The 26,618-nt window shown below is 49.7% G+C and carries 20 protein-coding genes; 10 read left to right on the plus strand and 10 right to left on the minus strand.

Annotation, left to right across the window (positions count from 1 at the left end; translation table 11 throughout):
- Positions 1 to 12 precede the first annotated feature (12 nt).
- Positions 13 to 1,704 carry a SusD/RagB family nutrient-binding outer membrane lipoprotein gene (locus DEV76_RS13605; RefSeq protein ID WP_109698459.1) on the plus strand — a complete coding sequence of 564 codons (1,692 nt, stop codon included), beginning with the start codon at positions 13 to 15 and terminating at the stop codon, positions 1,702 to 1,704.
- Between the two features lie 311 nt (positions 1,705 to 2,015).
- On the opposite strand, the gene mutS is transcribed toward DEV76_RS13605, so the two are convergent.
- Positions 2,016 to 4,613 (minus strand): DNA mismatch repair protein MutS, encoded by a 2,598-nt coding sequence (gene mutS / locus DEV76_RS13610; RefSeq protein ID WP_109698460.1) that lies wholly within the window; start codon positions 4,611 to 4,613, stop codon positions 2,016 to 2,018.
- A gap of 86 nt (positions 4,614 to 4,699) precedes the next feature.
- On the opposite strand from mutS, the gene DEV76_RS13615 reads away from it, so the two are divergent.
- From DEV76_RS13615 to DEV76_RS13645, 7 genes are all read left to right on the plus strand, one after another.
- Positions 4,700 to 5,236 carry an RNA methyltransferase gene (locus tag DEV76_RS13615; RefSeq protein ID WP_232826944.1) on the plus strand — a complete coding sequence of 179 codons (537 nt, stop codon included), beginning with the start codon at positions 4,700 to 4,702 and terminating at the stop codon, positions 5,234 to 5,236.
- Between the two features lie 3 nt (positions 5,237 to 5,239).
- The gene (locus tag DEV76_RS13620; RefSeq protein ID WP_109698462.1) at positions 5,240 to 6,112 is read left to right on the plus strand and encodes a UbiA-like polyprenyltransferase; all 873 of its coding nucleotides are present in this window, start codon (positions 5,240 to 5,242) and stop codon (positions 6,110 to 6,112) included.
- 3 nt (positions 6,113 to 6,115) lie between these two features.
- A complete protein-coding gene (ruvX, locus tag DEV76_RS13625) occupies positions 6,116 to 6,529 on the plus strand; it encodes a Holliday junction resolvase RuvX (RefSeq protein ID WP_109698463.1) in 414 nt (137 codons plus the stop codon).
- Positions 6,530 to 6,581: 52 nt separating this feature from the next.
- A complete protein-coding gene (gene def, locus DEV76_RS13630; protein ID WP_109698464.1) occupies positions 6,582 to 7,160 on the plus strand; it encodes a peptide deformylase in 579 nt (192 codons plus the stop codon).
- A gap of 113 nt (positions 7,161 to 7,273) precedes the next feature.
- The gene (locus tag DEV76_RS13635) at positions 7,274 to 7,825 is read left to right on the plus strand and encodes an RNA polymerase sigma factor (RefSeq protein WP_109698465.1); all 552 of its coding nucleotides are present in this window, start codon (positions 7,274 to 7,276) and stop codon (positions 7,823 to 7,825) included.
- A gap of 8 nt (positions 7,826 to 7,833) precedes the next feature.
- Positions 7,834 to 8,685, plus strand: a complete 852-nt coding sequence (locus DEV76_RS13640) for an anti-sigma factor (protein WP_109698466.1) — start codon at positions 7,834 to 7,836, stop codon at positions 8,683 to 8,685.
- Between the two features lie 60 nt (positions 8,686 to 8,745).
- Positions 8,746 to 9,660 (plus strand): hypothetical protein, encoded by a 915-nt coding sequence (locus DEV76_RS13645; RefSeq protein ID WP_109698467.1) that lies wholly within the window; start codon positions 8,746 to 8,748, stop codon positions 9,658 to 9,660.
- 69 nt (positions 9,661 to 9,729) lie between these two features.
- On the opposite strand, the gene DEV76_RS13650 is transcribed toward DEV76_RS13645, so the two are convergent.
- From DEV76_RS13650 to DEV76_RS13675, 5 genes are all read right to left on the minus strand, one after another.
- A complete protein-coding gene (locus DEV76_RS13650) occupies positions 9,730 to 11,418 on the minus strand; it encodes a T9SS type B sorting domain-containing protein (RefSeq protein WP_109698468.1) in 1,689 nt (562 codons plus the stop codon).
- A gap of 106 nt (positions 11,419 to 11,524) precedes the next feature.
- Entirely contained in the window at positions 11,525 to 12,490 is a 966-nt protein-coding gene (locus DEV76_RS13655; protein WP_109698469.1) for a FimB/Mfa2 family fimbrial subunit, read from the minus strand.
- Between the two features lie 97 nt (positions 12,491 to 12,587).
- Positions 12,588 to 13,514 (minus strand): hypothetical protein, encoded by a 927-nt coding sequence (locus DEV76_RS13660; protein ID WP_109698470.1) that lies wholly within the window; start codon positions 13,512 to 13,514, stop codon positions 12,588 to 12,590.
- A 540-nt stretch (positions 13,515 to 14,054) separates the two neighbouring features.
- On the minus strand, positions 14,055 to 14,858 hold the full coding sequence (locus DEV76_RS13670; protein WP_109698472.1) for an SDR family NAD(P)-dependent oxidoreductase: 804 nt from the start codon (positions 14,856 to 14,858) through the stop codon (positions 14,055 to 14,057).
- A gap of 301 nt (positions 14,859 to 15,159) precedes the next feature.
- The gene (locus tag DEV76_RS13675; protein WP_232826945.1) at positions 15,160 to 16,005 is read right to left on the minus strand and encodes a hypothetical protein; all 846 of its coding nucleotides are present in this window, start codon (positions 16,003 to 16,005) and stop codon (positions 15,160 to 15,162) included.
- Between the two features lie 310 nt (positions 16,006 to 16,315).
- Here DEV76_RS13675 and DEV76_RS13680 point away from each other — a divergent pair, with 310 nt between their 5' ends.
- Positions 16,316 to 20,632: a T9SS type B sorting domain-containing protein gene (locus tag DEV76_RS13680; protein ID WP_109698474.1), complete on the plus strand. Its 4,317-nt coding sequence runs from the start codon at positions 16,316 to 16,318 to the stop codon at positions 20,630 to 20,632.
- Positions 20,633 to 20,712: 80 nt separating this feature from the next.
- Here the strand turns inward: DEV76_RS13680 and DEV76_RS13685 are convergent, their stop codons facing one another.
- Positions 20,713 to 21,777, minus strand: coding sequence for an RluA family pseudouridine synthase (locus DEV76_RS13685; RefSeq protein WP_109698475.1), 1,065 nt, complete (start codon positions 21,775 to 21,777; stop codon positions 20,713 to 20,715).
- Between the two features lie 45 nt (positions 21,778 to 21,822).
- On the opposite strand from DEV76_RS13685, the gene lipB reads away from it, so the two are divergent.
- Positions 21,823 to 22,554, plus strand: a complete 732-nt coding sequence (gene lipB, locus DEV76_RS13690; protein WP_109698476.1) for a lipoyl(octanoyl) transferase LipB — start codon at positions 21,823 to 21,825, stop codon at positions 22,552 to 22,554.
- On the opposite strand, the gene DEV76_RS13695 is transcribed toward lipB, so the two are convergent.
- The 3 genes from DEV76_RS13695 to DEV76_RS13705 form a co-directional block, all read right to left on the minus strand.
- A complete protein-coding gene (locus DEV76_RS13695) occupies positions 22,551 to 23,258 on the minus strand; it encodes a hypothetical protein (RefSeq protein WP_157962882.1) in 708 nt (235 codons plus the stop codon). The genes lipB and DEV76_RS13695 overlap by 4 nt on opposite strands.
- 131 nt (positions 23,259 to 23,389) lie before the next feature.
- On the minus strand, positions 23,390 to 24,295 hold the full coding sequence (locus DEV76_RS13700) for a 1-aminocyclopropane-1-carboxylate deaminase/D-cysteine desulfhydrase (protein ID WP_109698478.1): 906 nt from the start codon (positions 24,293 to 24,295) through the stop codon (positions 23,390 to 23,392).
- Complete coding sequence (locus DEV76_RS13705; protein ID WP_109698479.1) at positions 24,279 to 26,600, minus strand: family 20 glycosylhydrolase; 2,322 nt, start codon at positions 26,598 to 26,600, stop codon at positions 24,279 to 24,281. Before DEV76_RS13705 ends, DEV76_RS13700 begins: the two co-directional genes overlap by 17 nt.
- Positions 26,601 to 26,618 lie beyond the last annotated feature (18 nt).

The following is a 26,618-nucleotide window of genomic DNA, read 5'->3' on the forward strand; positions in this document are numbered from 1 at the left end:
AAAAAGTTAACAATGAAAAGTTTGCATAAATTAGGCATTGGCACCCTGGCGTTGGCTACATTCGCAACCGCCTGTACCAAAGACTTTACAGATACCAATACCAATCCGAACATCAGCAAAGACATCGTTGCGTCCATGCTGCTGACCACTTCGCAGAAAGCAATGGTGGATCGTGATTTCGACTGGTTTTACGAACATTACCAGTTCCTCATGCGCTACATGCAGTATACCGTGAGCTATGCCGAAGGCAATAACTCCGGTATGTTCTCCAACCCGCGTGTGAATGAATATTACCATGCATTCTATACCAGCATCGGCCGTAACCTCGTTGAGATCGAGCGTATCGTGAACAACATGCAGGGTGAGGAAAAGACCCGCTGGTCGCAGGTAGCTGCAATCGCGAAAATTCACAAAGTATACTCCGGTTTCCGTGTTATGGACGTAAACGGCAGTATTCCTTATACACAGGCGCTGACCGCCCGTTCCGAGGAAATCATGCTCCCGAAATACGATTCGCAGGAAACCCTGTTCAATGTGTTCGATGATGAGCTGAAAGCCGCTATCGCTGCACTGACTGCTACGGGTTCATTTGAATCTTACAACGCTTCTACCGATGTGTTCTATAACGGTGATGTGAAGAAATGGGCAAAAGCTGCCAACATGCTTCGCCTGAAGCTCGCCATGCGCCTTTCTAAACGCAATCCGGAAAAGCTGAAAGCCATCGTTGCAGAAGTGATGGCCAGCCCCGCAGGAGTATTCACCAGCAGCGCAGACGAATGGAAATTCGTTTCCAGCAACGACTTCGCCCGTGGAGGTAACTGGAACGCGCAGGGTTCTGCCACCCGTGGCAGCAGAAAGCTGATCGATTTCATGTTCGATACACAGGATCCCCGCCTTGGGCTCTTCTTCAAAAAGAACGAATTCACCGAAGCTACTTTTAACCGCCTGAAAACCGGCGGAGCATTCCCGGCTACTGCGGTATACAATCCGCGTCAGTACGTTGGTTTGCCTGAAAGCCCGGATGATCGTAACCGTCCTGAATATGCCCAGCTGTTCGGTGTGAAATCCTACGAAATCACCGAAGGTGGTAAGAAAGTAACTGTAAGCGTGGATACGCTTTCCCAGTTCCAGAACCGCCTGTTCGACCTCGGTTCCGATGGTAATGGTAATGGCCAATACACGCAGCCGTTCATTTCATATGCTGAAGTTTGCTTCATCATGTCTGAACTGGCCGTAAAAGGAATCATTACCGATGACGCTAAAGCCTGGTATGATAAAGGGGTAACTGCTTCTGTAAAGAGCTATGACGCTATGGCTAACCTCGCCAAAATCGTTGATTACGCGGCTCCTACTGATGCTGCCATCGCAGCTTATCTGGCTCGCCCTGCTATTGCATTTACCGGTACTAACGACGAGAAACTCGAGAAGATCGGCATCCAGCAATATCTGAACAGCTTCAAATCACCATGGGAATCATGGGGTTACTTTAAGCTGCTCGGTTATCCTAAAGTAGGCGGTATCCTGAACCGCACTGACTTTATGGTAGGTGGTTTCCGTATGGAAACTCCGCGCCGCTGGCCGCTGCCTACTACCAACTTCAACCAGGCTAACCGCGATGCCGCGATTGCCGATATGATGAAGTCCGGTGAATATGGTAACTCGGTGGAAGATATCACCGGCCGTGTTTGGTGGGATAAAAAATAGCCTCAGTTACGTATGATCATAATAAAAAACCTCCGGATGTATGTCCGGAGGTTTTTTTATGGAAGTTTAAACTATAAGTCTTTCAATCAACTGGTAACTTTCAAAAATACCCTATTGAATTGCGCTAATACCGTTTCAATGCTGTATGCATGCCACACTAATACCGCGCTAATACTACGACTATACTGTTACTATACTGTTTTAATGCGGTTACAATACGGTTAGAAGCACTTTTTCCCAACTTTAATATCAATTTCGCCTGTATTCATTAACTCTGATTGTGTGATAAATTAAATATTTGTGCGAAAATACTATTGTAGCAAATCTTTGATTTCGCTCAGTTTCATCAGGGCCTGCACGGGTGTGAGGCGGTTGATGTCTACTTCGGTGAGCTTATCACGGATAGCCTGGAAGGTATCGCTGTGACTGTCGAAAATGCTGAGCTGCACTTTCTGTACCGGCGCGGCAATCTGTTCCATGGGTGCTTCAATATGCTGGCTTTCCAGCTGGGAAAGGATCTCATTGGCCCGCTTTATAAGCATGGGAGGCATACCTGCAATCTTAGCCACATGTATACCGAAGCTGTGACGGCTGCCGCCGGGTGCCAGCTTGCGGAGGAAGATGATCTTATTACCTACTTCCTTATTCGTGATATGGAAATTCTTCACGCGGGAGTGGGTGTTCTCCAGCTCGTTGAGCTCATGATAGTGCGTGGCGAAAAGAGTTTTGGGCCGGTGCTCCGTCATATCATGAAGGTATTCCACAATGCTCCAGGCAATGGAAATACCGTCGTATGTACTTGTTCCCCGCCCGATTTCATCGAGGATGATAAGGCTGCGCGGGGAAATGTTGTTGATGATACTGGCGGTTTCGTTCATCTCCACCATGAAGGTAGATTCCCCTCCGCTCAGGTTATCACTGGCGCCTACACGGGTGAATATCTTATCTGTCAGCCCGATCTCCGCAGCAGTGGCGGGCACAAAGCTGCCCATATGCGCCATGAGGGTAATGAGCGCTGTTTGCCGCAGCAGGGCCGATTTACCCGACATGTTGGGACCGGTTAGAATGATAACCTGTTGCCCCTCGTGATCGAGGAGTATATCGTTATTGACGTAGCTGTCTCCCGGAGGCAGCCCCTGTTCAATTACAGGGTGGCGGCCTTCTTTGATATCGATATGATAGCTGTCGTTCACCACAGGCCTGCGGTATTTGAACTGCAAAGCATTGTGGGCGAAACACAGGAGGCAGTCGATGCGGGCAAGCGCCTGCGCATTGCGCTGTACGGGCACGATGTATTCCTGCAGTTCGAGGATCAGTGCGTCGTACAGTTGTATTTCGAGCGCCATGATCTTGTCTTCCGCACCGATAATTTTCTCTTCGTATTCCTTCAGCTCCGGTGTAATGTAACGCTCGGCGTTGGCAAGGGTTTGTTTACGGATCCAGGTTTCGGGAACCTTGTTTTTATGCGTGTTGGTAACTTCGAGGTAGTAACCAAACACATTGTTGAAGGCTACTTTGAGTGAGGGTATACCGGTGGCTTCCGATTCTGCCTGCTGGATGCGGAGCAGGTATTCCTTACCGCTGGAAGCTATAGCCCGGAGGTCGTCCAGCGTGGCATCTACCCCTTCCCGGATAACGCCGCCTTTGTTGGCGAGTACGGGTGGATTGTCTGCCACCTGCTGCAGGATTCTGTCGAGGATAGGCCTGCAGGGGTCGAGCTGTTCCTGTAGCTGTCTTAACAGCGGGTCGGTGGTATCGGAAAGCAGGGCAGAGATGGTTTCCACTTCCGTCAGCGCCTTCGCCAGCTGCATCACTTCACGCGGATTGATCTTCCGCAGGGGGATTTTAGATACAAGCCTTTCCAGGTCGCCCACATTGCGGAGGTGCTGCTGGAGCTTACTGGTGAGTTCGGTTTCACGGATGAGGGTTTCCACCGCGTCGAGCCTTTCATTAATCTTTTGAATATCCCTGAGGGGAAACACGATCCAGCGTTTGAGCAGGCGCGCACCCATAGGGGTCAGCGTATGGTCGAGGGTACCGATGAGCGTTTTACCCTGTTCCACTGTGCTTTGGAGCAGTTCGAGGTTGCGGATGGTGAATCGGTCCATCCACAGGAAATCGTCCTGATCGATACGCTGGAGACTGGTGATATGCTGCAGGTTCGGATGTTCGGTGTCTTTAAGATAATGCATGGTGGCGCCTGCGGCAATGATGGCCTCGTGCATTTCCTCCACACCGAACCCTTTCAGGTTGTGTGTCTCGAAATGTTTCAGGAGGATCTCGCGGGCATAGGTACCGGTAAATATCCACTCATCGAGGTTATAGGTGTAAAACCTCGATCCAAAGGTCTGGCGGAAGTGCTTTTGTTGCTGCCGGGCGAAGATGACTTCGGCGGGGCGGAAGGATTGAAGGAGTTTATCGATGTATTCCACGCTGCCCTGGGCGATGTAGAATTCGCCCGTAGAGATGTCGAGGAAGGCTACTCCAGTAACTTCACCACCGAAGTGAACGGCCGCCAGGAAGTTGTTCTGGCTGTTTTCAAGCAGTTTGTCATTGACTGCCACGCCCGGGGTCACCATTTCGGTTACCCCGCGCTTAACGATGCCTTTCACCATTTTAGGGTCTTCCAGCTGGTCGCACACGGCTACGCGGTGACCGGCTTTCACGAGTTTGTGGAGGTAGGTGTCCAGCGAATGGTGCGGGAAGCCGGCCAAATCCACAAACGTGGCAGAGCCATTGGCTCTTTTGGTGAGAACAATTCCAAGGACTTTGGACGCGATTACCGCGTCTTCATTAAACGTTTCATAAAAATCTCCTACCCTAAAAAGCAGCACGGCATCCGGGTACCGAGTTTTGATGGATTTGTGCTGCATCATCAGGGGAGTTTCTTCCGATTTGCTTTTAGCCATGCGGCAAATATAGTGAGCCGGGCGCTAAGGCGGATGGAAGGTGGAAAAAATGAGGGCAATATGCCCCCTTAAAGTATCTTTGCGCCATGCGGAAGTTACAAATGGACGAACTGGGCCGGAAATCAGTGGCAGAATTCAAAGCGGCGGACAAGACGCCGCTGGTGGTGGTGATGGATAACGTCCGCAGCATGCATAATGTGGGTTCTGTGTTCCGTACGGCCGATGCATTCCTGCTCCAGGGTATTGTTTTATGTGGATATACCCCCGTGCCTCCGCACCGGGATATCCAGAAAACGGCCCTTGGTGCTACAGATACTGTGGAATGGCAGTATTTCCCCACAACCGTTGAGGCGGTGGAAGCCCTGCGGGCCGAAGGGTTTGCTATCATCGCCATCGAACAGGCCGCCAGCAGCGTTATGCTGAATAATTTTCAGCCAGCAGCGGGGAAGCCCCTCGCGCTGGTGTTCGGTAATGAAGTTTCAGGCGTAGACCCTGCCGTAATGCAGCTGGCCGATGGCTGTATTGAAATACCCCAGCTGGGGATGAAGCATTCCCTCAACATCTCTGTAAGTACGGGGATCGTGATCTGGGACCTGTATTGTAAACTGACTAAAGTAAAATAGCTCATGGCAACAGACACAATCCGGAATTACCTGTCGCTCGTAAAGTTCAGTCACACTATTTTCGCCATGCCGTTTGCACTGACCGGCTTTTTCCTGGCAGTGACCTGGGCCGGCGAGCCTTTCAGCGTGAAGCTTTTATTGCTGGTAGTGCTCTGCATGGTATTTGCACGGAGTGCGGCCATGGCATTTAACCGCTGGCTGGATGCGGAAATCGACCGCCGTAATCCCCGCACGGCCAAACGCGAGATCCCCGCTGGTATAATCAGTGCCTCCAACGCCCTGTATTTCGTGATCGGCAATGTGATCCTGTTCATGGGTACCACCTGGTTTATCAATCCCCTTTGTTTTTTCCTGTCACCCGTTGCGCTGATAGTTGTGCTGGGGTATAGTTATATGAAACGCTTTACCGCCCTGTGCCATCTCGTACTGGGCGTGGGCCTGTCGCTGGCGCCAATCGGTGCCTTCCTGGCCGTAACGGGCTATTTCAGCCTGCTGCCGGTATTGCTGAGTGTGATGGTGCTGTGCTGGGTGAGTGGTTTCGATATAATATACAGTCTGCAGGACGAAGATTTCGACCGTTCCCAGGAGTTGCACAGCATTCCTGCCTGGCTCGGTAAGGCCGGAGCGCTCCGCTTTTCGGAAGTGCTGCACGTAATTACTGCAGGCCTGGCCGTTGCTATCGGGCTGATGGGCGACTTTCACTGGATGTACTGGATAGGGGCAGCCGTATTTATCGTTATGCTGATCATGCAACACCGGCTGGTGAAGCCCAACGACTTGTCGAAGGTCAATATTGCATTTATGACCACCAATGGTATTGCCAGTGTGGTATACGCCGTGTTTGCCATCGCAGATATGTTCATTTTCAAAAACTGACGAATGCCGAGAATAATGGCCATAGATTATGGCAAGAAGAGAACCGGACTGGCGGTAACCGACCCTTTGAAGATGATTGCCAGCGGGTTAGGTACTGTTCCTTCGCATGAGCTGATCCCGTTTTTGAAGAAATATTTCGCTGCGGAAGCGGTGGAGCTGATCGTGATTGGCATGCCCCGTAACCTGGATGGCTCAGCCACAGATGCCACTGCGCTGGTGAAAGAGTGCATCCGCATTCTGGGAAAGCATTTCCCGGAGATGCCCGTGAAGCAGGTAGACGAACGTTTTACCTCAAAAATGGCCTTTCAGAGCATGCTGGACAGCGGGCTGAAGAAGAAGGACCGGCAACAAAAAGGGCTGGTCGATGAAATAAGCGCCACCATTATCCTGCAGGAGTACCTCCAGTTCAACGGTTGACGGCTTGCGGGAATTTCTTAAATTTGCATTTTCCAACAGATTCAGTATAACAATGATTTTACCAATCGTAGCCTATGGAGCCCCTGTGCTCCGGGAATTTTGTCCGGACATTACGCCCGATTACCCTAACCTGCAGCAGCTCATCGCTAATATGTGGGAAACCATGTATGCATCCAGTGGGGTAGGCCTGGCTGCGCCCCAGATCAATAAGCCGATTCGGTTATTTGTGGTAGATAGTGCCCAGATTATTGATAACCTGGAAGAAGGAGAAAAGAATGATTTTCCCGGAGATAAGGGCATTAAGCAGGTATTTATCAATGCACATATTGTAGATACAGACGGAGACGACTGGGCATATAACGAAGGTTGCCTCAGTATTCCTAAGGTACGTGAAGATGTATACCGCCCGGAGAAGGTAACCCTGCGGTATGTAGATGAGAACTTTCAGCCGCATGAGCAAACATTTCACGGGGTAACTGCCCGCGTGATCTTCCATGAATATGATCATATAGATGGTAAACTGTTTATTGACTACCTGAAGCCCCTGAAGAAAAGGCTGATCAAAAGCCGGCTCGATGATATTTCGAAAGGGAAAGTGCGGGTGGATTATAAGATGGTTTTTCCTAAATAATAGTGTCCTGAAAAGGGTACAAAGGTCCGGCATTAAAAAATATATTTATGCCTGATAAATTGATATTGTAATATTTTTTATTATTTTAGGGCCACTATTTCCGAATCCAACACTTGGGAACTTCTAATACATATACCGAAATTGAACTGGTGCAGGGCCTCCGCGCTCGGGACCAGCAGATATTCGGCTACCTGTACGATCATTATTCGCCAGCGCTCTACGGCGTGGTGCTGAAAGTGCTCAATGATGAAAATATTGCCAGTGATGTATTGCAGGAAGTATTTTTAAAAATCTGGCGCGGGATAGAAAAGTATGACACAGAAAAAGGGCGTCTCTTTACCTGGATGCTCAATATTGCCCGTAATACTGCCATCGATACCCTCAGATCCAAAGCGCATAAGCTCGATCAAAAAATCCATGAACTCAACAACGACGTATATCTACAAACAAGTCAGCTTGCAGTTCATCCATCCGTGGATCACCTTGGCCTCACCAAAGTGCTGGAAAAGCTGAGTAAAGAACAGCGGACGATTATTGACCTTGCCTACTATAAAGGTTGTACTCAGGAAGAAATCGCCAGAGTGCTTGATATACCTTTGGGCACCGTCAAAACGCGCATGCGCAATGCGATCATTCAATTGAGGACTATTTTAAAACAGATGTAATTAGCAAAGTGGACGTTCAACGTTACATATCATCCGGTATCATCGAAAGCTTCGTAGCCGGGCTGGCAACCGATCCTGAGGTTAGGGATCTGCACAGCGCTATGGAGCAATCGCCGGAGCTTAGAACCGCAGTAGACGCGGTTCAGCTCGATATGGAAACTTATGTCAACCTGCAAAGCATTCAGCCGCCTGCCGGCGTGAAAGACAAGCTGTTTCTTCAGATTAATAATGACCAGTCCTCAGAAATGACGGACGTTTTGGCTGCCGGCCCGGCCCCAGCATACGAAGTAGAGGTTCCCCGCGAACGGAAACCCCTTAAACTCGTGCATCCTGCATGGAGAGTAGTAGCTGCCGCTGCCATCGTTGGGCTCATTGCCTGCGGGTATTATATCAACCAGCAGGCCAGCCAGGATAATGAATGGAAAACTAAATATGAAGCCCTTGTCAACGAAAAGGAGACAATGCTTGCTGAACAGAAAGTTTTCCAGACCCGTATGGAAGAAAGTGAGCATATGCTCGCTACCATCCGTACCATGAAAATGGTGCCCATGTATACCGTAACGCCTACCAGGCCCGGCCTGCTCGCTACTGTTTATTGGGATCCCAAATCACAGGAAGTACTGCTTACTGTACATAATCTCCCTGAACCTGCGCCCGATCAGCAATACCAGCTGTGGAGCATCGTCAACGGTAAACCTGTGGACGCCGGCGTGTTCGACATGAGCAAAGCCACCGGAGGTTTCCAGAAAATGAAAGCCGTTACCAGTGCCCAGATGTTCGCCGTCACCCTCGAAAAGAAAGGCGGTTCCCCTACACCAACACTCGCGTCCATGTTCGTGGCCGGTAAAGTGGCCGGCTGATGCATCCCCTTCAGGCCCGATTCTTGCACATGCCTGACAGGAAATACTTACTTTTGAGCAATGCGAAAAATCCTCCTGATCTTACTAACCCTTCCCGCCATATCCGCTTCCGCACAGGATACCGCACGATATAAAGGCATGACCGTCAATCTCGACGAGCATGTTGTAAAAGCCAAACGTGTAGGCTTCGACGTAAACGGATTCATCCGCCGCGTAGAGGAAGACACTACTTTTTACCGCGCTTTCAAGAATCTCCGCATAGTAGGTTTCACTGCCGAAAATGATATCAGGATCACCGACCGTAAAGGCGGTAAAACAATCGCCTCCCTCGTATCACGCACCCAACAACAGATGCAGAACGGCTGCCGCAGCATGCAGGTGCTAACCGAGAAAACTACCGGCAATTTCTACGACCGCAAAGGCGGCTACAATTATTACACCGCCGAGCTGTACGCGAACCTGTTTTTCACGAAAGGTACTGTTTGCGGAGACGAGAGCGGCCCTGCCAAAGGAAGTCTGGCCCGCCATCGCTCACAGCTTAAGCAGCTCATCTTCAACCCCGGAAAACCAATTACAGGGGTGCCGGTTGTTGGCAGCAAAGTAGCCGTTTTCGATCCCCATCTTATGCGGTATTACGATTTCAGCGTCACATCACATGCACTTGCAGGTGTGGATTGCTATGTTTTTAGTGCAGTTATGAAGAAAAGCCTCAGCAGCATCGACCGTGCCGAGATCGTGTATGATGAGCTGATTACCTGGTTTAATAAGGAAACGATGGAAATAGTTGGGCGTAAGTATTCCCTGTCTTACAAAACCCTCATTTTCGATTTCAATGTGAAAATGAATGTGCAGATGACTAAATCCGGAGATCTCCTGCTGCCTGCTCTCATTACGTATGATGGTACCTGGAATGTACCTTTCAAGAAAAGGGAAACGGCCGTATTTACCGCACGCTTCTCAGAATTCAAAAACTGATATCGCCCTCTTTCCATAAAAAAATCCCCCCGGTTCTGCCGGGGGGATTTTTCATTTTACAGCTATCTTTTAGCGGATGAGGGTAACGGTACCCTGCTTCCGGTAATATTTCAGGTTTGCCAGGTCTACATACTCCACGATCCATACATAAGTGCCAACATCGGCCGGGATGCCGTTATAAAATCCGTTCCAGGCCACCTGCGGATCTGTGGTATGGAACATGAAATTACCAATTCGGTTGTAGATACTGAGCTTATACTGACCAATTTCACACCGGTATTTAGGCCGGAAGAAATCATTGGTACCATCCCCGTTCGGAGTAAAGCCGGTAGGGAAGTACATCACGCAATCGCAGGGAGCGAAGCTTACGCGGATAGAATCTACCGCCCTGCCGCAGGCATTTTGTGCTACAACAGCGTACCAGCCGCGGGTAGTAACGGGGAAGGTGGATACAGTGGAACTGTCTTGCCACTTATAATTACTCCCCCCGCCAAATGGACGAAGGTTCAGTGTTTCGCCAAGGCACATGAGTGTGTCCTCACCAAGGTACACCCGGAGAGAATCCTCAAATACAACACGAATGGTATCCTGCTCTACACACCGCCCTATCTGCACCCGCACACTATAATAACCGGTTGAGTCTACGTAATAGGTAGCCTGATCGGAGCCGTCCTGCCAGCGGTAATTGCCGGTGCCATGGTCGGCAGATAGCACAAGAAAGTTGCCCTGGCAAAGGGAAGTGTCGTTACCCAGGCTAAAGTCGCGCAGGCGGCTGTATTGTACTTCGATGGTATCTATAACTGAACAGATGTTATTGATGTTAACGAACACTGAAAAATTACCGCTCCGGCGCACAGTGATGGTGGGGGAGGTGGCACTGGTGCTCCAATCATAGGCGGTAGCGCCGGGTCGTGCCGCATTCAGCAAAATGGATTCGCCGGGGCAGAGCAGGGTATCGTTGCCAAGATTGAAAGGGTAGGGCGCTCCTGCGAAGGTGATGGTGACATCATCGGTATAATCACCGCAGCCATCTACCGTAGCGGTTACGCGATAGGTGCCTCCAGTTCCGGAAGCCACGATAGTGGGCGTTGTTTCCCCTGTACTCCAGACGTATGTGGCGTTCTGAGCCGTAGCATCGAGTGTGAAAAGTTCGCCGGTACAAAGTGTTCGGTTAGGCCCCAGATCGATGGTTGGAATGGGGGAGATGAACAGGTTCACCGAATCTATTTCGCGGCAGCCGTTGATGGCAACGTGATAGGTAGCCATTTCTGTAGCGGTGAAAGTATTGGTGCCGGGCACGGTATCCTCAAGATAATACCATTCATAGGTAGCACCGGGTATGGCAGGAGCGGTAAGTGTGATATTGCCGCCTTCGCAGATAGTTATATTCTGAGGCCCGAGGTCGATGTTTTGTCGCGGTACAATGGTGATCGACTGTATGGAAATATCCTCTACCCCGTTGCGGTATGCTTTAAGGGTGACGGTGTAAGTGCCGGGCATTGTATACCGGTATTTGGCACCGGTGATGCGGTTACTGGAATCTTCGGTGTTTACCGGAGGGCTCACGAAATACCATTTCACGGAATCTATGCCGGTGGTATCGTCGGTGATGGTGAAAGCAACGCTGTCGTTAAGGCAGGTGGTGTTCCAGGTAAAGTTGGTGAGACGGGGGCGTGCGGCGGCGGAAAAAGATACAGCCACCAGGAGAAATAGCAGGAAGAGGTGAAGCGTCCTGAAACGGTTGAACATAGGAACCATGACACCGCTAAATTAGCGGAATTTCTGATATGTAGATTGTTTTTAATAAAATAATTAGCCCCCGGGCTTTAAGGGCACGGGAGCTGGTAATTTAAAATGACCGGGATCAAAAATCAATGACCGGGCTGGAGGCTTCCCAGATTACATTCAACTGTATATGCCATTCAGGTTTTTCTTCAGTTGGCGTAACAGACAGTGCATTACCACTAAGAATAGTTGCTTTGTTTTTGGTGGCAGTCACATTCGGGATAACCTTCGTGTTCAGGACGGTGCCTGTTCCTCTTTCTTTAACAATTACTTTGACTTCGTAATGTGGTGCGGCAGAAGGTAAAGCATATGCTGTATAAGTATTGCCTGAGGATTTTGAGAACCGGAGATTCAAACCACCCCAGCTGGGGCTGGCGCTGTTGTAATGGAAATTATTGTGTGCTCCGAAAGCAATAACTTCAATATCCTTGTTGTCTGCTTCCAGTGCAGCGGCATCATTCACCCGTACTTCGATTTTACTCATGTATCTGTCGAGGCTGATATTTGCCTGGGGTACTTCTCCGGAGGAAGGAACAATCAGGTCAAATTTTTTGAAGAACTGATCTTTCAGCGGATACAGGAAATCTTGATTATCCCAATTGTAGGAGGCTCTTAAAGTTCCCAGTTCCGGACCAGATCCCATAATTTCTCCATCGCTGATAATCCTGAGAGAGTCAATAGATGCAACCATCAGAATGGTATAGCTTCCTGGTAAAAGAGTATCCTTAATTAACCCGAAATTGAGGCCGGAATTGGCAGGGGTTTGATGTTTGAGGTGTACTTTATTTCCGCTGGATTTTTCAAATGCGAAATAGTAAACATTGGAAACTTTTTCAGACAGCAGGGAGTCTCTGCCCTGGGCAGTTTGATATTTTCTTCCACCGGGAGTAGGCAGGACTTCCTGCTGCCGCAGGAAGTCTGAAACATTGAATTGAACAGCTATTTTTTTGTCAGATACAACAGAAGGCTCCTCCGGGGCAATTTCCTTCTTGCAAGCCAATAAGGCAAATCCCAGTATACAGGCTGAAAATAAAATCTGTCTCATGATGATAATGTTTTTAGTGGGTGATTAAGGAATATATTTTTTAGAGGCGGGGTTGTTTAGTTTTGGCTTTTACTAAACAACGTTTCATATTTATTCTTTAAAATTCAACCACGATGTCGGAATTCCAGTCCTGGTTCAAGTGGATGTCCCAGTTGCCATTAGAGTTGGAATTAGCGCCGGTGAGGTTGCCTGAAATAATCGTACGTTGGTTGACTCCAACGGCGATATTGCTCAATGTTTTGGTGGAGATGACTGCGCCGGTTGATTTATCCTTTACCTTGATAGTAACATAGAGATCATTTTTGTTAAGAATATGACCTTCATACCGGGTTGCAGTGATGCGAGAGAGTGTGGTCATGGGCAACTCCATTTCCCACTCAGACTGAAAATTACTTACATGGAACCGATGATTCAGATTAGATACAGTTACAACTACTTCCTGGTTATTGGCTTCCAGTGCTGCACCATCCAGCACATTCACTTCAATTTTACCAGTAGCACGGTTCAATGTTGTTCCTTCAATCACATTCGGGGCTCCGGGAGTAACAGTGAAATCAAACATTTTTGCATAAACATCACCTAGCGGAGCTAAAACACCATACTCAATGTGAGGTACCATCCACATATAAGTTCCTTCAACATAATTAACGGAGTCTTGCGCTGCAATTAGCAGAATGGTATAATTTCCTGCAGGAAGTGAATCGCGAATAGAACCAAAGGTGATGGGATTAACATTAACAGACTGTCGGATCTGCCGGATAAAAGTATGATTGGGCTGCTGGAATACACCATAGATGATATGCGATACTTTATTAGACAGTAAAGAATCTTTTGCCTGTGGAGATGTATTCCGTGCCCCAGGCAGTGGCATCGTTTCAACTTTTTTAATGAAATCAGATACATTGACTTGAATCGGGTACTTTTCTCCGGAGGGGTAATATGTTTCTGGAGCTTCGGTTGATTGCTTTTTACATGCAAAGAAAAACAGGGCTGTTGTTGCGATGACGCAAAGGGTTTGTTTCATAAGTATTGAATTTTTAGTGAAAAATTGTTGAGAGTAATGCATTCGATAACAACTGGGCATAACACGTCCATACCACATGCGGGCATAAGCATGGGAGTTACTGCCGACTTTGATGACCGTCAGGATTTTACTGACATCAAAGCATTAGTGCAGCAAGGAATATGTCATCAGTTTAATCGGACATTTTGCGGCGAATGTGACATAGGGCTGCATTGGGTTCGGGCGCATGCAGCGTAAAGGATTTATTTTCATTTTGAAATTGGATTAAACACAGGCAATGACAAACATGGGTATCCGGGATATTTTATTTCATGTCAATGCTAAATATTTCGTCAACCTATTAATACGAATAATTACAATAGATATTGTAGGGAAGATGAATTGTGTGGGAAATAAACTTCACGGGTTACAGTTATTAAAGGTAAATCGGTTATCATGTTGTAAAGGTAAACCGATACAACGCAACCTACCTGCGCAGTACAATATTTTGAGAAAAATTCCCGGCTATTTCGTGTAGCCGGGGGCGAGACGGAAGGGGAGTTAATCGTGTTGGAGGAAGGGAATAGTTGGAACTGTATAGTTCAATGCACTGGTAGTGCCACAAGTAATATCAAGTGTAACGCCGGTGATTTTATCCGCCCGGGAAGATGCGAGAAAAACTGCTGCATTGGCGATGTCATCCATCATAGGCATCTTCTTCAGCATGGTGTCTGCTTCCAGCTTATGCAGGAATTCTTTCACTACATCACCTCCCTGTTCTATGGCCTCACGGAAAGGGCGGGAGTCAGGCGAACCTCCTGAACGGATGTTTACCACACGCACACCATAAGGCCCCACTTCTGATGCGAGATTACGAGTCAGGCTTTCAACTGCACAGCATGCAGGACCAAATCCACCAACATGCGGATACCCTATACCTCCCGGCGTAGCCGTTAACGTGAGTATAACGCCGGATTGCTGCCGCATCATCGCCCGTGCAGCTGCGGTACATGTAAGAAATTCCGTTTCCATGGCTCTCCGCAGCGGCCGCAGGAAATCTTCAGGATCCATATCCGTCAGCGGCAAATCCTGCCTGTCTTCCCAGCCAATAGCATTAAATGAAATATCAACACGTGGCAAGCCTGCCAGATGCTTTTCTATAGCCACAGCATTTAGCGCATCCACAACTGCTGTATGACACTCGCCTCCGACGGCACGAATGGCTTCCGCCTTTTTGTTCACCGAGTCCGTATTTCTGCCGGTGAGGTACAGAATGGCGCCTTCCTGTGCAAAGGCCTGCGCGATGGTTCCGCCGAGGGAGCCTCCGGCGCCATAAATCACCGCGTTTTTTCCTGATAACATCATGTGGGAAAATTTACCCGAACCTAGTCATATTACAGGTACCAAAAGGAGTGCATACATGACATATTCCGGGGCCTTTTGAGACAAATAAACCGGTTTGGACTTTATATGGCTCATGCTCTAACAGCTCCTCCTTGTTCTAAATGGGTGTCTTAATCTGTTTAATATCAATTTATTATCCACCTCCATGATGCAATCTCGATCACAATATTGATTTGATAGCACATCTTCGACATTTCTGGAATTACAGCGAAGCCGCCTCCCGGTTTTTAAACAGGAGAGACGGCCTCGTTCTTAACCGTTGTTAAAACTCCAGATCGATATCATCGTCCCATTCATCATTCAAATGAAGATCCCAGGCGGTGGGGCCGAAAAGACTACCAGTGAGGATCGTTTTGCGGTTAGGGGAAATGGTAACCCCTGGAATGGGTCTGGCCAGTACCACTTCTCCGTTTTGCTTATTCCGCACATTGATCCATACCTGGTACGACGGACTGCCGGATGGGAAAAGGAATGCTTCAAAAGTTCGTGCACCTGTACGTGGCACAAGGGAGTTGTATGGTAAGAGGTTGGGAGCAGTGCCACCGTCCCAGTAATAAAATTGCCAGGTGGGGTATATGAAGATCTCAATGTCGTAGTTCTGTTGGTAAATAGCTTCGGCGTCTTTTATGTTCAGCACCACCTTACCTACCATACGTTCCAGCTTTTGCGCATGCACGATGGCAGGAGAGTCCGGAGATACGGAATAGGCCACTGCGGCAACGAAAATATCGCCAATGGGATCGAGTACATTGTTTTCTCCCATCTCATGTCCGAATCCGCGGAGCGTTCCCAGGGTACTGTCGAACCGGAGCGGGTGGGTATAGGCCAGAAAACGGAAGATATAGTGGCCGGGCAGCAAAGTATCCCGAATGCGGCCGAAATCCGCAGCTGGCGTAAGTGAATCTTGGTGGATGGTACTCACCGCTATGTTATCTTTTATGGCCTGGTAAGTGATATAGTTGATTTTTCCGAGAGAAGAATCTCTTGCGGCATCAGGGCTTCGCCGCCCGCCGGGCAGGGTTTCATATTGCCGGAGAAAATCGGCCACACTGAACTGGACAGGAACAGGATCTGATTTTTGGGTAACAGGTTTTGGGCTCTCCTGCATTGCGTTTTTATGGCAAGCGGAAAAGAAAAGGAATAGCGCTAGCAGCGCAGGCTTCATTTTTTTCATGTTGTTTGCATTGAGGGTGTTATAAATGGGTTGTTGACAGCATGGTTCAATGATTCAATGCAATTCGGTAATAGGGATGTGTTCATTGTGGGTTAAAACGGGTTTGAATATACGAATGAATGAGGTAATGGGATCGCAGTACAAATACTATCTTTAAGCCACTATTAGCGTCCCGGCGGCACCCTTCCTTTGCGGGACTTCTGTGTAATTTGCTTATTTTTAGGTCTATATTCCCTGTAACTGCATGAAATTCATCCGATTCACTATCTTTTTTTATTGTTGCATTTGTTACACCACATTCCTGAATGCACAGACACGCTGTGTGGAAGTATTTCACGCGAAATATGGCGGCCCGGGAAGGGACGAAGGCCAATCCGTTGTATATACCCGAAATGGTAATGTTGTTGTGGCTGGCAATTCCAATTCCGGTGGTGCAGGGGGAACAGATGGATTCATTATGAAGCTCAACCCGGCAGGCAATATTGAATGGTCGAAATTGTATGGTCAGGCTGGTGATGATACCCTGTACCGGATAAAACAAACGCCTGACGACGGATTTATTGCCATAGGAACATCCGTTACTGCAATGTCCCCTGGTGGAGCACTTTGGATAATGAAAACCGATGCAAATGGTACCGTTTCCTGGAACAGGAAATTCAGCGCCGGTATAACCGATAGTCTGAAAGGCATCGAAGTGCTGCCGCTCACTGCAGGCGGGTATGCTATTGCTGCCAATATAAACGATAGTTCGGCGGTAGCCGATGTATTGGTGATGCGGCTTAACAACGCAGGAGATATAATGTGGTCTAAGCGGTTCGATGAAGGAAATGATGAAGGAGTGCTCGCTATGACTGAATCTTCCGGTGAGCTATATATATCCGGGTATACGAGTGGCGATTACCGTGATGCCTTCCTGATGCGCATGAACCTCGCAAATGGAAACGTAAGCGCGGCCCGCAAGTTTTCCGCGACTCCGGGATGGCACGAAGAAGGTGCATCAATTGAGGTACATCCCGGCGGGATCAACCTGACATTAAAAACGTATAAGCCATATGGTAATTTAGACGAACCCAATCCGGAATTCTCTCTGATAATGATGCAGCTCGATGCACAGTGGAATATTACAGTTTCTCCTGTTAAAAGTGAGATACGACCAATAAGGGGCAATGGGCGTGTAACATATGCCCGGATTATACCTGTACCCGGAGATGGAGTGCTGGTTGGTTACCACAGCGATTATATTTTTAGCAACGGAGGAACAATCTCGCATGTGGACAGAACAGGGCGGCCAGCTGTAAATGTAGGTTATAACCATCAGGAAGGAACCATGATGGATGTGGATTTGATGGAAGATTTTGGATGGGTGGGCACTGGCCGAAACCTTGAAGGAACGGATAATGTAGACATTGCAGTAACCAAAGCAGATCGTACGGGCAAAGCAGGCCAGTCTTCCTGTGAAGCCTGGCCATACGGCCTCTGGAATACTAATAATGTACTGGTAGCTAACCTTAATTATACATGGAGTTCTATACAGTCGACACCACCTTTGGCAGACGCCGTATTGCCAGCTGAACAGGCAGGCTTGTTTGCCCGGAATTCGGGGGGGTGTGCTGCTACACTATGCAAGCCGTTACGCCCGGCCGGGTCGGGCGCCGCCTGCACAAAGGGCATGTTTACGCAGATAGCAGATAACTTAGAGACCAGTATGTTTGATGGGGTCAGGATGGACGATGGTGATATTCTTACATTGACTTATCGTTTCTTTCATTCCTCCTACATATTTCCGCAGCTGGTGAAAGTTAAGCCAGATGGTACTATCCGATGGGCGAAACATATCGTGCTCGATCATTCGATTGGAGCTACCAAGTTTGCGCAACGAATGCTGAAACTGAGCGATAACACTATACTAGTATACGGGTATGGTGCACTGATGAAAATAGATCAGAACGGTGATGTGGTATGGTCTAAGGAAGTTCATTATCCATTCAGCGGCACTTACGGGTTTAACTCCGCAACAGAGGCGGAGAACGGGGATATCATACTTGGGATAGCGAATGGCCTCATGCGGATAGACGGTGCTGCCGGAAGTGTGGTTTGGGAAAATGCTATCGACTTCCAGGGACTGAATCCTTTTTACCGTGGACTCATTTGCGAAAACGGTTCTGTTTTTCTGGCATTGGAATATGTTCGCCAGCATCCTAACGGATATTTAGCAGTGGCACGCTTTAATGCGGCCACCGGCGGGCTGGATTGGGTACGCCAGTTTTCCGTGCCGGGAAAGGAATTAGATGCATTTCATTTGAAGAAATCCGGAAATGAGCTGACGCTTGGAATAGGATTATACAGCGAGATTTCACTGTTTAACTGGGATTATCGCGTGGGAGCTGTACGGCTCAATTCGGAAACCGGAGCGCAATTGGGTGGATGGAAGCTTGCAGATAAACAACTTGTGCGGCCATATAGTCATCAGTTCATCGGCGAAACGGTACCTGCCCACATGGATTCAGCTCCGGGAGACTCGCTGATCTTCGCCCATGAAACCTATCAGGGCCGCGATACCGCTATCAGTATCATGAAATTTTCTAAAGATGGTAAGCTGGCCTGGTCACGTAAATACATCAACCTGAAATCACATGGTATTACAAGTGCCAGGGCTGATGGTGAAGGAATACTATTAACCGGCAATTACTTCCCCCTTAAATATCATGAAAGCGCGAAAGAAGGTATCATTATGCGTACCGACCGGAACGGCGTGATCGAAGGAGCAACTGCAGGCAATTGTTATAGTGTGGAGGAAACCGGAACTATTGTATCCTTAACTCTGCAGGAAGATGTACCAACATTGCTCGGTGCCTCCCCAATCAGCGTGGGCAATATCGTACCGGCAACCGTATATACCGATCCTGTTCCGGCCGTGTTTGCTGTTCCTTCGTGCGATGTGCCTACTACTTGCGGTAGCATCAGTATTACCGGACCTGATAAAATTTGCGATCTTTCTCAGACTTACACTTACCGGGCCAACAAAGCTTCCGGCTGCCAGGAGCCTGTTTCCTGGTCGGCAGATCCCACAATGGCGGACATCATTTCCCAATCAGACGGAGAGCTTATCATTAAATTCAAAAAGGAAGGCGCCACAAGCATTACCGGGAGTATCGACGGCGGCTGCAGGATAATATCCGGATTTGTGAATGCGGAAGTAGTGAAATCTGCAACTACTGCAGTTCTCGGGGCAGACAGAATTATATGCGAGGGCAATACAGTGGTGCTGGACCCGGGCGATGGTTTTGCTTCCTATCTCTGGCACGACGGAAGTATAACCCGCAAGTTAACCGCATCGGCACCGGGAGATTACAGTGTAACGGTTACGGATAAATGCGGCAATACATTTGTTGAGGAAATCACCCTCCTGCCGCAGCCCGATTATGCTTTCAGCATTGGCCCGGATATCAGGAAATGTGTGGAAGCAAGTGTAATAGTTGATATACCACAGGGCTTTAACAATTACACCTGGAATACTGATTTTAATAAAACATTGCAGGGTAATCAGGCTACACTGTTTCCCGATCAGGATACTGTTTACATACTTACTGCTGAAAAAGATCCGGGTTGCTTTGTGCGGGATACGGTACGTGTTACTATGATCCTGCCAGAGAAAATAACTCTTGGTGCAGATATAAACCTTTGCGCAGGAGATTCCCTGCTGCTTCAGGCACCTTCGCGTTTCAACAATGTAGTATGGAGTACTGGTAACAGTGAGCATTCTTTCTATGCAAAAGCCGCCGGCCGCTATACGGTGCAGGCGATTGACCCGCAAGGCTGCGCAACCTATGACACCCTGATAATTGGTGCCATACTACCCGTTCCGGTTGTGGGCTTGCCACAGGATGGTATCCTTTGCGAGGGAGGAAGTAAAACATTACAGGCGGGTTCGGGAGTTTCCTGGAACTGGAGTACTGGTGCACAAACGAATGCCATTACTGTTAATCAGCCGGGTAAATGGTGGGTTACGGTAACAGGTGCAAATGGTTGTATTGCTGCCGATACAGTAGAAATAGCACGATTTACTAACCTGCCAGCAGGCTTCCTTCCCGGTGATATGGAAATCTGCAGGCAGGCAAGCTACACCCTTCAAAGCTCAGGCAATTTCTCATCTTACCGCTGGAGTACGGGAGATCAGTCTCCTGCCATACCTGTCCGCCAGCCGGGTACTTACTGGCTGGAAGTGACTGATTTCAACGGCTGCCGGGGTCGGGAGGAAGTAACTGTGACAATGAAGGATTGTATTACAGCAGTATGGTTCCCCAACGTTTTTACCCCAAACCGCGATGGACGGCATGATTTGTTCAGGCCCGTGGTTAAAGTGGTGCTTACATACTATCACCTGCGAATCTTCCACAGGTGGGGTAATCTGGTCTTTGAATCCAGAGATCCGGCTAAAGGCTGGAACGGGCTTGTTCAGGAGCAGCCTGCAACGGCAGGAGCCTATGTGTGGATGTGCGAATACCAGCTGGCAGGAGAAGAGCGAAAGCAGGAAAACGGAACGCTGTTGCTGATGCGTTAAATTCACCCAACAGGAAGGGCAGCCACATGGCTGCCCTTCCTGTTTACTTTAAGTATTTACTACGCATTCAGCGTCATATATCAATCTTCACTGTTCCTTCTGTACCTTCTCCATTTCTCCAGCACTCCGGTAAAGTCTGCAGGGAGCGGGCTTTCAAATTGCATGTGCTGGCGGGTACGGGGATGGATAAAGCCCAGTGTTTGCGCATGCAGGGCATGACGCGGCATGACCTCGAAACAGTTATCCACGAATTGCTTGTATTTGGCAAAAACGGTTCCTTTCACAACACGGTCTCCACCGTAAGTGTCGTCGTTAAAAAGCGGGTGGCCTGTATGCTGCATGTGTACCCTGATCTGGTGTGTACGGCCTGTTTCCAGTTTGCAGGCGATAAGGGTTACGTAATTGTGGCGCTCCAGTACTTCGTAGTGGGTGATGGCTTCTTTGCCATATTCCCCGTCGGGGTAAGCATCCATGATTTTGCGGAAACGCTGGTGCCTGCCTACGTGGGCCACGATAGTGCCTGCATCTTCCTCAAAATCGCCCCAAACCAGGGCTATATAGCGGCGTTCTACGGTGTGGTCGAAGAACTGCTTGGCAAGGTCGGTCATGGCTTTATCAGACTTCGCTACCACCAGCAGGCCGCTCGTGTTTTTATCAATCCGGTGTACGAGGCCGAACCGGGGGATGGCAGGTTCTACGGCAGAACGGTCGTTTTCGTCGCCAAGGTACCATGCCAGGGCATTTACGAGGGTGCCTGACGAATTACCGCAGCCGGGGTGCACCACCATGCCGGGGTGCTTGTTCACCACCATTACATCATCATCTTCATACACGATATCGAGCGGGATGTTTTCAGGCTTTATTTCGGCAGTTTCCGGGTTACGGGTGGAATATACGATGAGCCGGTCCAGCGGGCGGACCTTATAATTCGCTTTTACGGGCTTATCGTTCACGAGTACCATGCCTTTTTCGATGGACTGCTGTACCTTATTCCGGGTGGCGCCCTCTATGCGGGCCTGGATGAACTTATCGATACGCAGGGGTTCCTGCCCCTTGTCTACCACAAGGTTCACGCGTTCGAATATCTGTTCGCTTCCTTCGCCATTATCGAGTTCGTCTTCCAGTTCCGGCATGTGATCGGTCATCGGTAAAAATTTTTGCAAAGATACTTTAAGTTATCTTTGCAGGCGATGAAACAGCAGATAATCGTGAATGATCTGGGGCAGATCCCTTACCGGGAGGCCTGGGACCTGCAGGAAAGGCTCCTCCGGGAGAATACAGACGCCAAAGCCGCCGCCCGGGCGGCAGGGGAGGGTGCAGTTGCCGAAACCCGCCATCACCTGCTGTTTTGCGAACATCCCCCTGTATATACCCTCGGTAAAAGCGGCCATCCGGAAAACCTCCTGGTGAGCAGTGAAGCGCTGGAAGCCAAAGGCATCCAGTTCGTGGAAACCAACCGTGGGGGCGATATTACCTTCCATGGGGCAGAGCAGATTGTGGGGTACCCCATCATCGACCTTGAAAGGTTTTATACCGATATCGGCCGCTACCTGCGCAACCTCGAAGAGGTAATTATCCGCACTATCGGGGATTTTGGACTGAAAGGGGAGCGTTCCAAAGGGGAAACCGGTGTGTGGCTGGACCCTCAAACTCCGGGGCGGGCCCGTAAGATTTGTGCGATGGGGGTACGCTGCAGCCGTTGGGTTACCATGCACGGCTTCGCCCTTAACGTTAATACCGACCTCTCTTACTTTGAAAATATCATTCCCTGCGGCATCCAGGATAAATCTGTGACTTCCATGCAAAAAGAAACCGGGCGCGCATTGCCTGTGGAGGAAGTGCGGGCCCGGATCGTATACCATTTCGCGGAAATCTTCGGCGCAGAAATGGTGGAAGGCGCCTTATTTGCAGCAAACCGTTAACGGTAGCTCAAAGGAATATACAGGTTCCATTTCTCCAGCAGTTTGCCATTCTCGAAAATCTCGAAATCAAACCAGCCTGCATGCATAAAAATGGCCTTCTCCAGTATTAGGAAAGGCTCGGATACATGCTCCACCTCAAACAGGAACACGCCTGTAGGCTCGTAAAACTTCACCTGGTACTTCTTCTGCATCGCCATCGGCAGCTTGATATTGATATTGCCGTCGGCAGTAGTGTAAATGTAATTGGATGGTTTCCAGGGGATAACCTCTTTTTTGCCATCTTCTGAGGTAGTAGTCATCGTAGGTATGTCCTGCGCGCCGATCTTGGTATCGCCCGCAATGGAGGTATCTGCCGTGGCCAGTACTACTTTGGAGTGCAGGTAAGTGTTATTCTTGAAGAGAATAAACAGGCGGTAATAGTTTTTACCGGGGAGGGGCTTATTATCGAGGTAAGCATTGCGCTGGGTAGCCGGGTTAGTGGCGTAGCCGATGGTCGTGAAGTTCAGCACACTGTCGAGCGAACGCTGTACACCGATCTGCACGGCATTAGGGAACCCGGATATCCAGTCGAGCTGGATCTTTCCGGTTTTAATCAGCGCCGAAAAGTCGGGCAATACGGGCGGCACGGCTTCCTGCGCTTTGGCGGCAGAAAAGGCTCCCGTTAAGAAAATCATCACGATAATGCATCTAACCGTCTGCTTCATACAGTACATCTGTCTAGTCTCTTAAGTTGGCAAATTTAGGATCTGAACGCCAAATATACGCTGCTGTCCTGTAAAAGTCTACTGAACTGCCCATCCTTCACCAGAACCTTGCCAGTATTGGCCTACAGCCGTTAAAAATGCAAACTTCCTTGCGGTAATGAGGCATTTCCCTGCAGCCCTCCGGTATGTATCAGCAGTATTTTGCTTCCGGGAGGAAATTCTCCTGCTGCTGCCAGTTTCCGGAAGGCGAGCACCATTTTTCCGGTATATACCCGGTCAGTAGGAATGCACGTTTGCCTGAAAAAATCATTCATTTCCGTTATGAGCTCAGGGGTTACCTTAGCAAATCCGCCTTCATGATAATCATGCAATACTTCCCATTCAACCATTTCCCCCTTCAGCAGGCCGCGGATCTCATCATCCAGTGAAAAAGCCCCTTTCAGCGCTGAAATCCCCCAAATCTCCGCTCTAAGCCCCCGCTTACCAGCTCCGTTTATTAGTCCGGCCAGGGTAGTACCTGTACCAACGGCACATAAAACGTGTGTATACGGGCTGAAATCCCCCAGTTCAAGGATGTCTTCACACCCTTCTGCCCCGGCTTCATTTCCACCCCCTTCCGGGATGATACAGGCGCTTTCCAGCAGGGGAAGCAGGTCGAGCGGCGCCCGGGTAACATCGCCCTTTTTCAGGGCATCGTATAATTCCCGGGGAACGTGGAGGATATGCATACCCAGCCCGGCTGCATCCCTGAGGGTTTGGGATGGAACGGCCGGTGCCTCCCCCCGCACAATCCCTGTAACGGGTAAACCCAGCAATTTGCAGGCTGCAGCGGTTGCATGCAGGTGGTTCGACCATGGCCCGCCGAAGGTTACAACCGGACGGGAGCCGGCTGCTTCAAGATTACGCTGCAGCTTAAACCATTTATTGCCCTGCACCAGCGGATGGATACGATCCAAACGCAGCATGGCTGCCTGGAGGTTCCCGGGCAGCCATGCTGTATTGAATTGTTGCAGTAAGTCTTTAGTGGTAAAGTGCATTCCGCAAGTTAAGGCTTTGTTTGCCTTTGAGTCCGATTGTTACCTGCAAAATGTCTCCCCCGCCTGCGTCGAAATACTGCACGCGGATGCGGTGGTAGCCTTTACGCAGGGGAACTATACCTGTTTTTGCAGTTGCTGCATGTTCACCGTCGTTATTCACAACCTCTTCGTCATCGATGGTCACGATGGAACCATCGTCGGAAACCGAGCCTACTTCATACACACCGTCTTCTTCCACTTTCACATATCCTTCATACGTTACGCCAAATTCGGGGTGGCGCTGGAATGCACGGATAGAGAAATCGTTCATTACACCGGAAGTGTCGGCATTGCCACTCACTTTTGCGGCCGAAGGGAAGGCCTTAAAGTAGCCCTGGAACTTCACGCCTTTACCAGTGGGCGTTACACTTACCGCAGGTTTATACGATTTGCGCGTGTAGGTGTTGCTGTACACCGCACTGCTGCGGCCGGATTCAGGAAGGGTTACGATGTATTTGAAGGTAATGGTTTCGTCGGGTTTCGGAGCTATGATGATGGGTGCGTTTGCTACAGGGCTTTGCGCTGTAGGCGTGGTGCCATCTGTGGTATAACGGATCACTGCACCTGCCATGGGAGGCTCCAGCTTCACTACGGAACGCTGTGCGGCGTTCTGGATGGAAGAGGCGCCTACGCCTTCGCCACCGCCGCTTGAAATGTCGGCCATCACGGTATTTTCTGCACCGATAGCTTCAGGGATACGGAAGTTCACGCCACGTTTGTCGAGGTCGTACAGAACGCCGCGCATACGCTTCCGGAAGTCGGTGTAATCCTTCTTATCCTTTGGCGTCCAGGTGATTTCCGCGAGCGCGAGGGCGCGGGGGAAAGTGAAGTAGTCGGATACCGGTCCGGAGGGTACGTATTCCGTCCACACGTTGCCCTGCACGCCTATGATATGCTTCTGCTCTTCGGGCGTGAGGTCTTTAGGGAGCGGCTCGTAGCTGTAAACCTTTTCCAGTGGCAGGTAACCGCCGATGGCGAGTGGCTCAGCCGAGGGAGCGCCCTGGTAATAGTCGAGATAGAGGTAGGTGTTTGGCGTCATGATTACGTCGTGACGCTGACGGGCAGCTTCTTTGCCACCGGCCTCACCCCGCCAGCTCATAACGGTAGCGTCGGGCGCAAGGCCTCCTTCGAGTATCTCGTCCCAGCCAATGATCTTGCGGCCTTTGTTATTAAGGAATTTCTCCATCCGGCGGATGAAATAGCTCTGCAATTCGTGTTCGTCTTTCAGGCCCAGCGATTTAATGCGCGACTGGCATTTGGCGCATTCCTTCCAGCGTTCTTTCGGGCATTCGTCGCCACCTATATGGATATACTGGCTGGGGAAGAGGGGCAGTATTTCAGTAAGCACATCTTCAAGGAAAGTGAATGTTTCCTCGTTGCCGGCGCAGAACACTTCGCGGTGTACACCCCATTTGGTAGACACTTCATAAGGGCCGCCAGTGCAGCCCAGCTGCGGATAGGAGGCGAGTGCAGCCTGTGCGTGGCCCGGCATTTCGATTTCGGGAACAACCGTTACGAAGCGCTGTGCAGCATAGGCTACAATGTCTTTCACCTCTTCCTGGGTGTAGAAACCGCCATGCGGTTTGCCGTCGTACTTATTTTCGCTGAGATGGCCTTTGTTGGTCTCCTTCCTTTGCGAACCCACGGTGGTGAGGCGCGGGTATTTCTTGATCTCTATGCGCCAGCCCTGATCTTCGGTGAGGTGCCAGTGGAAGCGGTTGAGCTTCAGGGAGGCAATCACGTCGATATACTGTTTGATGTACTCCACGGGCAGGTAATACCGGCCTACATCGAGCATTACACCGCGGTAGCCGAAGCGCGGCTGGTCTTTGATGGTTACAGCCGGCAGCACCACACCCAGCTTTGTTTTGTTGCGGGAGATCTGCTGCAGGGATTGCAGGCCGTAAAAGAGACCAGCTTCATGCCCCTGCACCACCGCTTTCCGGTTGGTGACGGTGAGCTGGTATCCTTCATTGGGCAGGTGATCGTCGTCGGAGAAGATTACCTGTGCGTTTTGCATAGTGCCTTTTTCGAGCTTCAGGCCGAAATTGGCGTCGAGATAGGAGGCATAGAGTTTTGCCATACGCTCGGCGGTTTCGCTGTTGGCGAAATACCGGGCGGATGTGCCCTGCAGGGTCAGCGTTCCCGTTTTCTCCTCCAGCGAGGCAGGGGCGGGAACGATGTTCACCTGGGGTTTAACCGTCAGTTGCGCCGATGCGGCGAACGTCAGGCACAGGGCTAAAGTGGATAGGAGCGTTTGTTTCATCTGTGCGTATTTATGCTG

The organism is Chitinophaga deserti, assembly GCF_003149455.1.
Lineage (GTDB): Bacteria > Bacteroidota > Bacteroidia > Chitinophagales > Chitinophagaceae > Chitinophaga > Chitinophaga deserti.

Coding starts and splice junctions, on each gene's coding strand:
- DEV76_RS13605 (WP_109698459.1), top strand. CDS start 13: ATGAAAAGTTTGCATAAATTAGGCATTGGCACCCTGGCGTTGGCTACA.
- mutS (WP_109698460.1), bottom strand. CDS start 4,613: ATGGCTAAAAGCAAATCGGAAGAAACTCCCCTGATGATGCAGCACAAA.
- DEV76_RS13615 (WP_232826944.1), top strand. CDS start 4,700: ATGCGGAAGTTACAAATGGACGAACTGGGCCGGAAATCAGTGGCAGAA.
- DEV76_RS13620 (WP_109698462.1), top strand. CDS start 5,240: ATGGCAACAGACACAATCCGGAATTACCTGTCGCTCGTAAAGTTCAGT.
- ruvX (WP_109698463.1), top strand. CDS start 6,116: ATGCCGAGAATAATGGCCATAGATTATGGCAAGAAGAGAACCGGACTG.
- def (WP_109698464.1), top strand. CDS start 6,582: ATGATTTTACCAATCGTAGCCTATGGAGCCCCTGTGCTCCGGGAATTT.
- DEV76_RS13645 (WP_109698467.1), top strand. CDS start 8,746: ATGCGAAAAATCCTCCTGATCTTACTAACCCTTCCCGCCATATCCGCT.
- DEV76_RS13650 (WP_109698468.1), bottom strand. CDS start 11,418: ATGGTTCCTATGTTCAACCGTTTCAGGACGCTTCACCTCTTCCTGCTA.
- DEV76_RS13655 (WP_109698469.1), bottom strand. CDS start 12,490: ATGAGACAGATTTTATTTTCAGCCTGTATACTGGGATTTGCCTTATTG.
- DEV76_RS13660 (WP_109698470.1), bottom strand. CDS start 13,514: ATGAAACAAACCCTTTGCGTCATCGCAACAACAGCCCTGTTTTTCTTT.
- DEV76_RS13670 (WP_109698472.1), bottom strand. CDS start 14,858: ATGATGTTATCAGGAAAAAACGCGGTGATTTATGGCGCCGGAGGCTCC.
- DEV76_RS13675 (WP_232826945.1), bottom strand. CDS start 16,005: ATGCAGGAGAGCCCAAAACCTGTTACCCAAAAATCAGATCCTGTTCCT.
- DEV76_RS13680 (WP_109698474.1), top strand. CDS start 16,316: ATGAAATTCATCCGATTCACTATCTTTTTTTATTGTTGCATTTGTTAC.
- DEV76_RS13685 (WP_109698475.1), bottom strand. CDS start 21,777: ATGACCGATCACATGCCGGAACTGGAAGACGAACTCGATAATGGCGAA.
- lipB (WP_109698476.1), top strand. CDS start 21,823: ATGAAACAGCAGATAATCGTGAATGATCTGGGGCAGATCCCTTACCGG.
- DEV76_RS13695 (WP_157962882.1), bottom strand. CDS start 23,258: ATGAAGCAGACGGTTAGATGCATTATCGTGATGATTTTCTTAACGGGA.
- DEV76_RS13700 (WP_109698478.1), bottom strand. CDS start 24,295: ATGCACTTTACCACTAAAGACTTACTGCAACAATTCAATACAGCATGG.
- DEV76_RS13705 (WP_109698479.1), bottom strand. CDS start 26,600: ATGAAACAAACGCTCCTATCCACTTTAGCCCTGTGCCTGACGTTCGCC.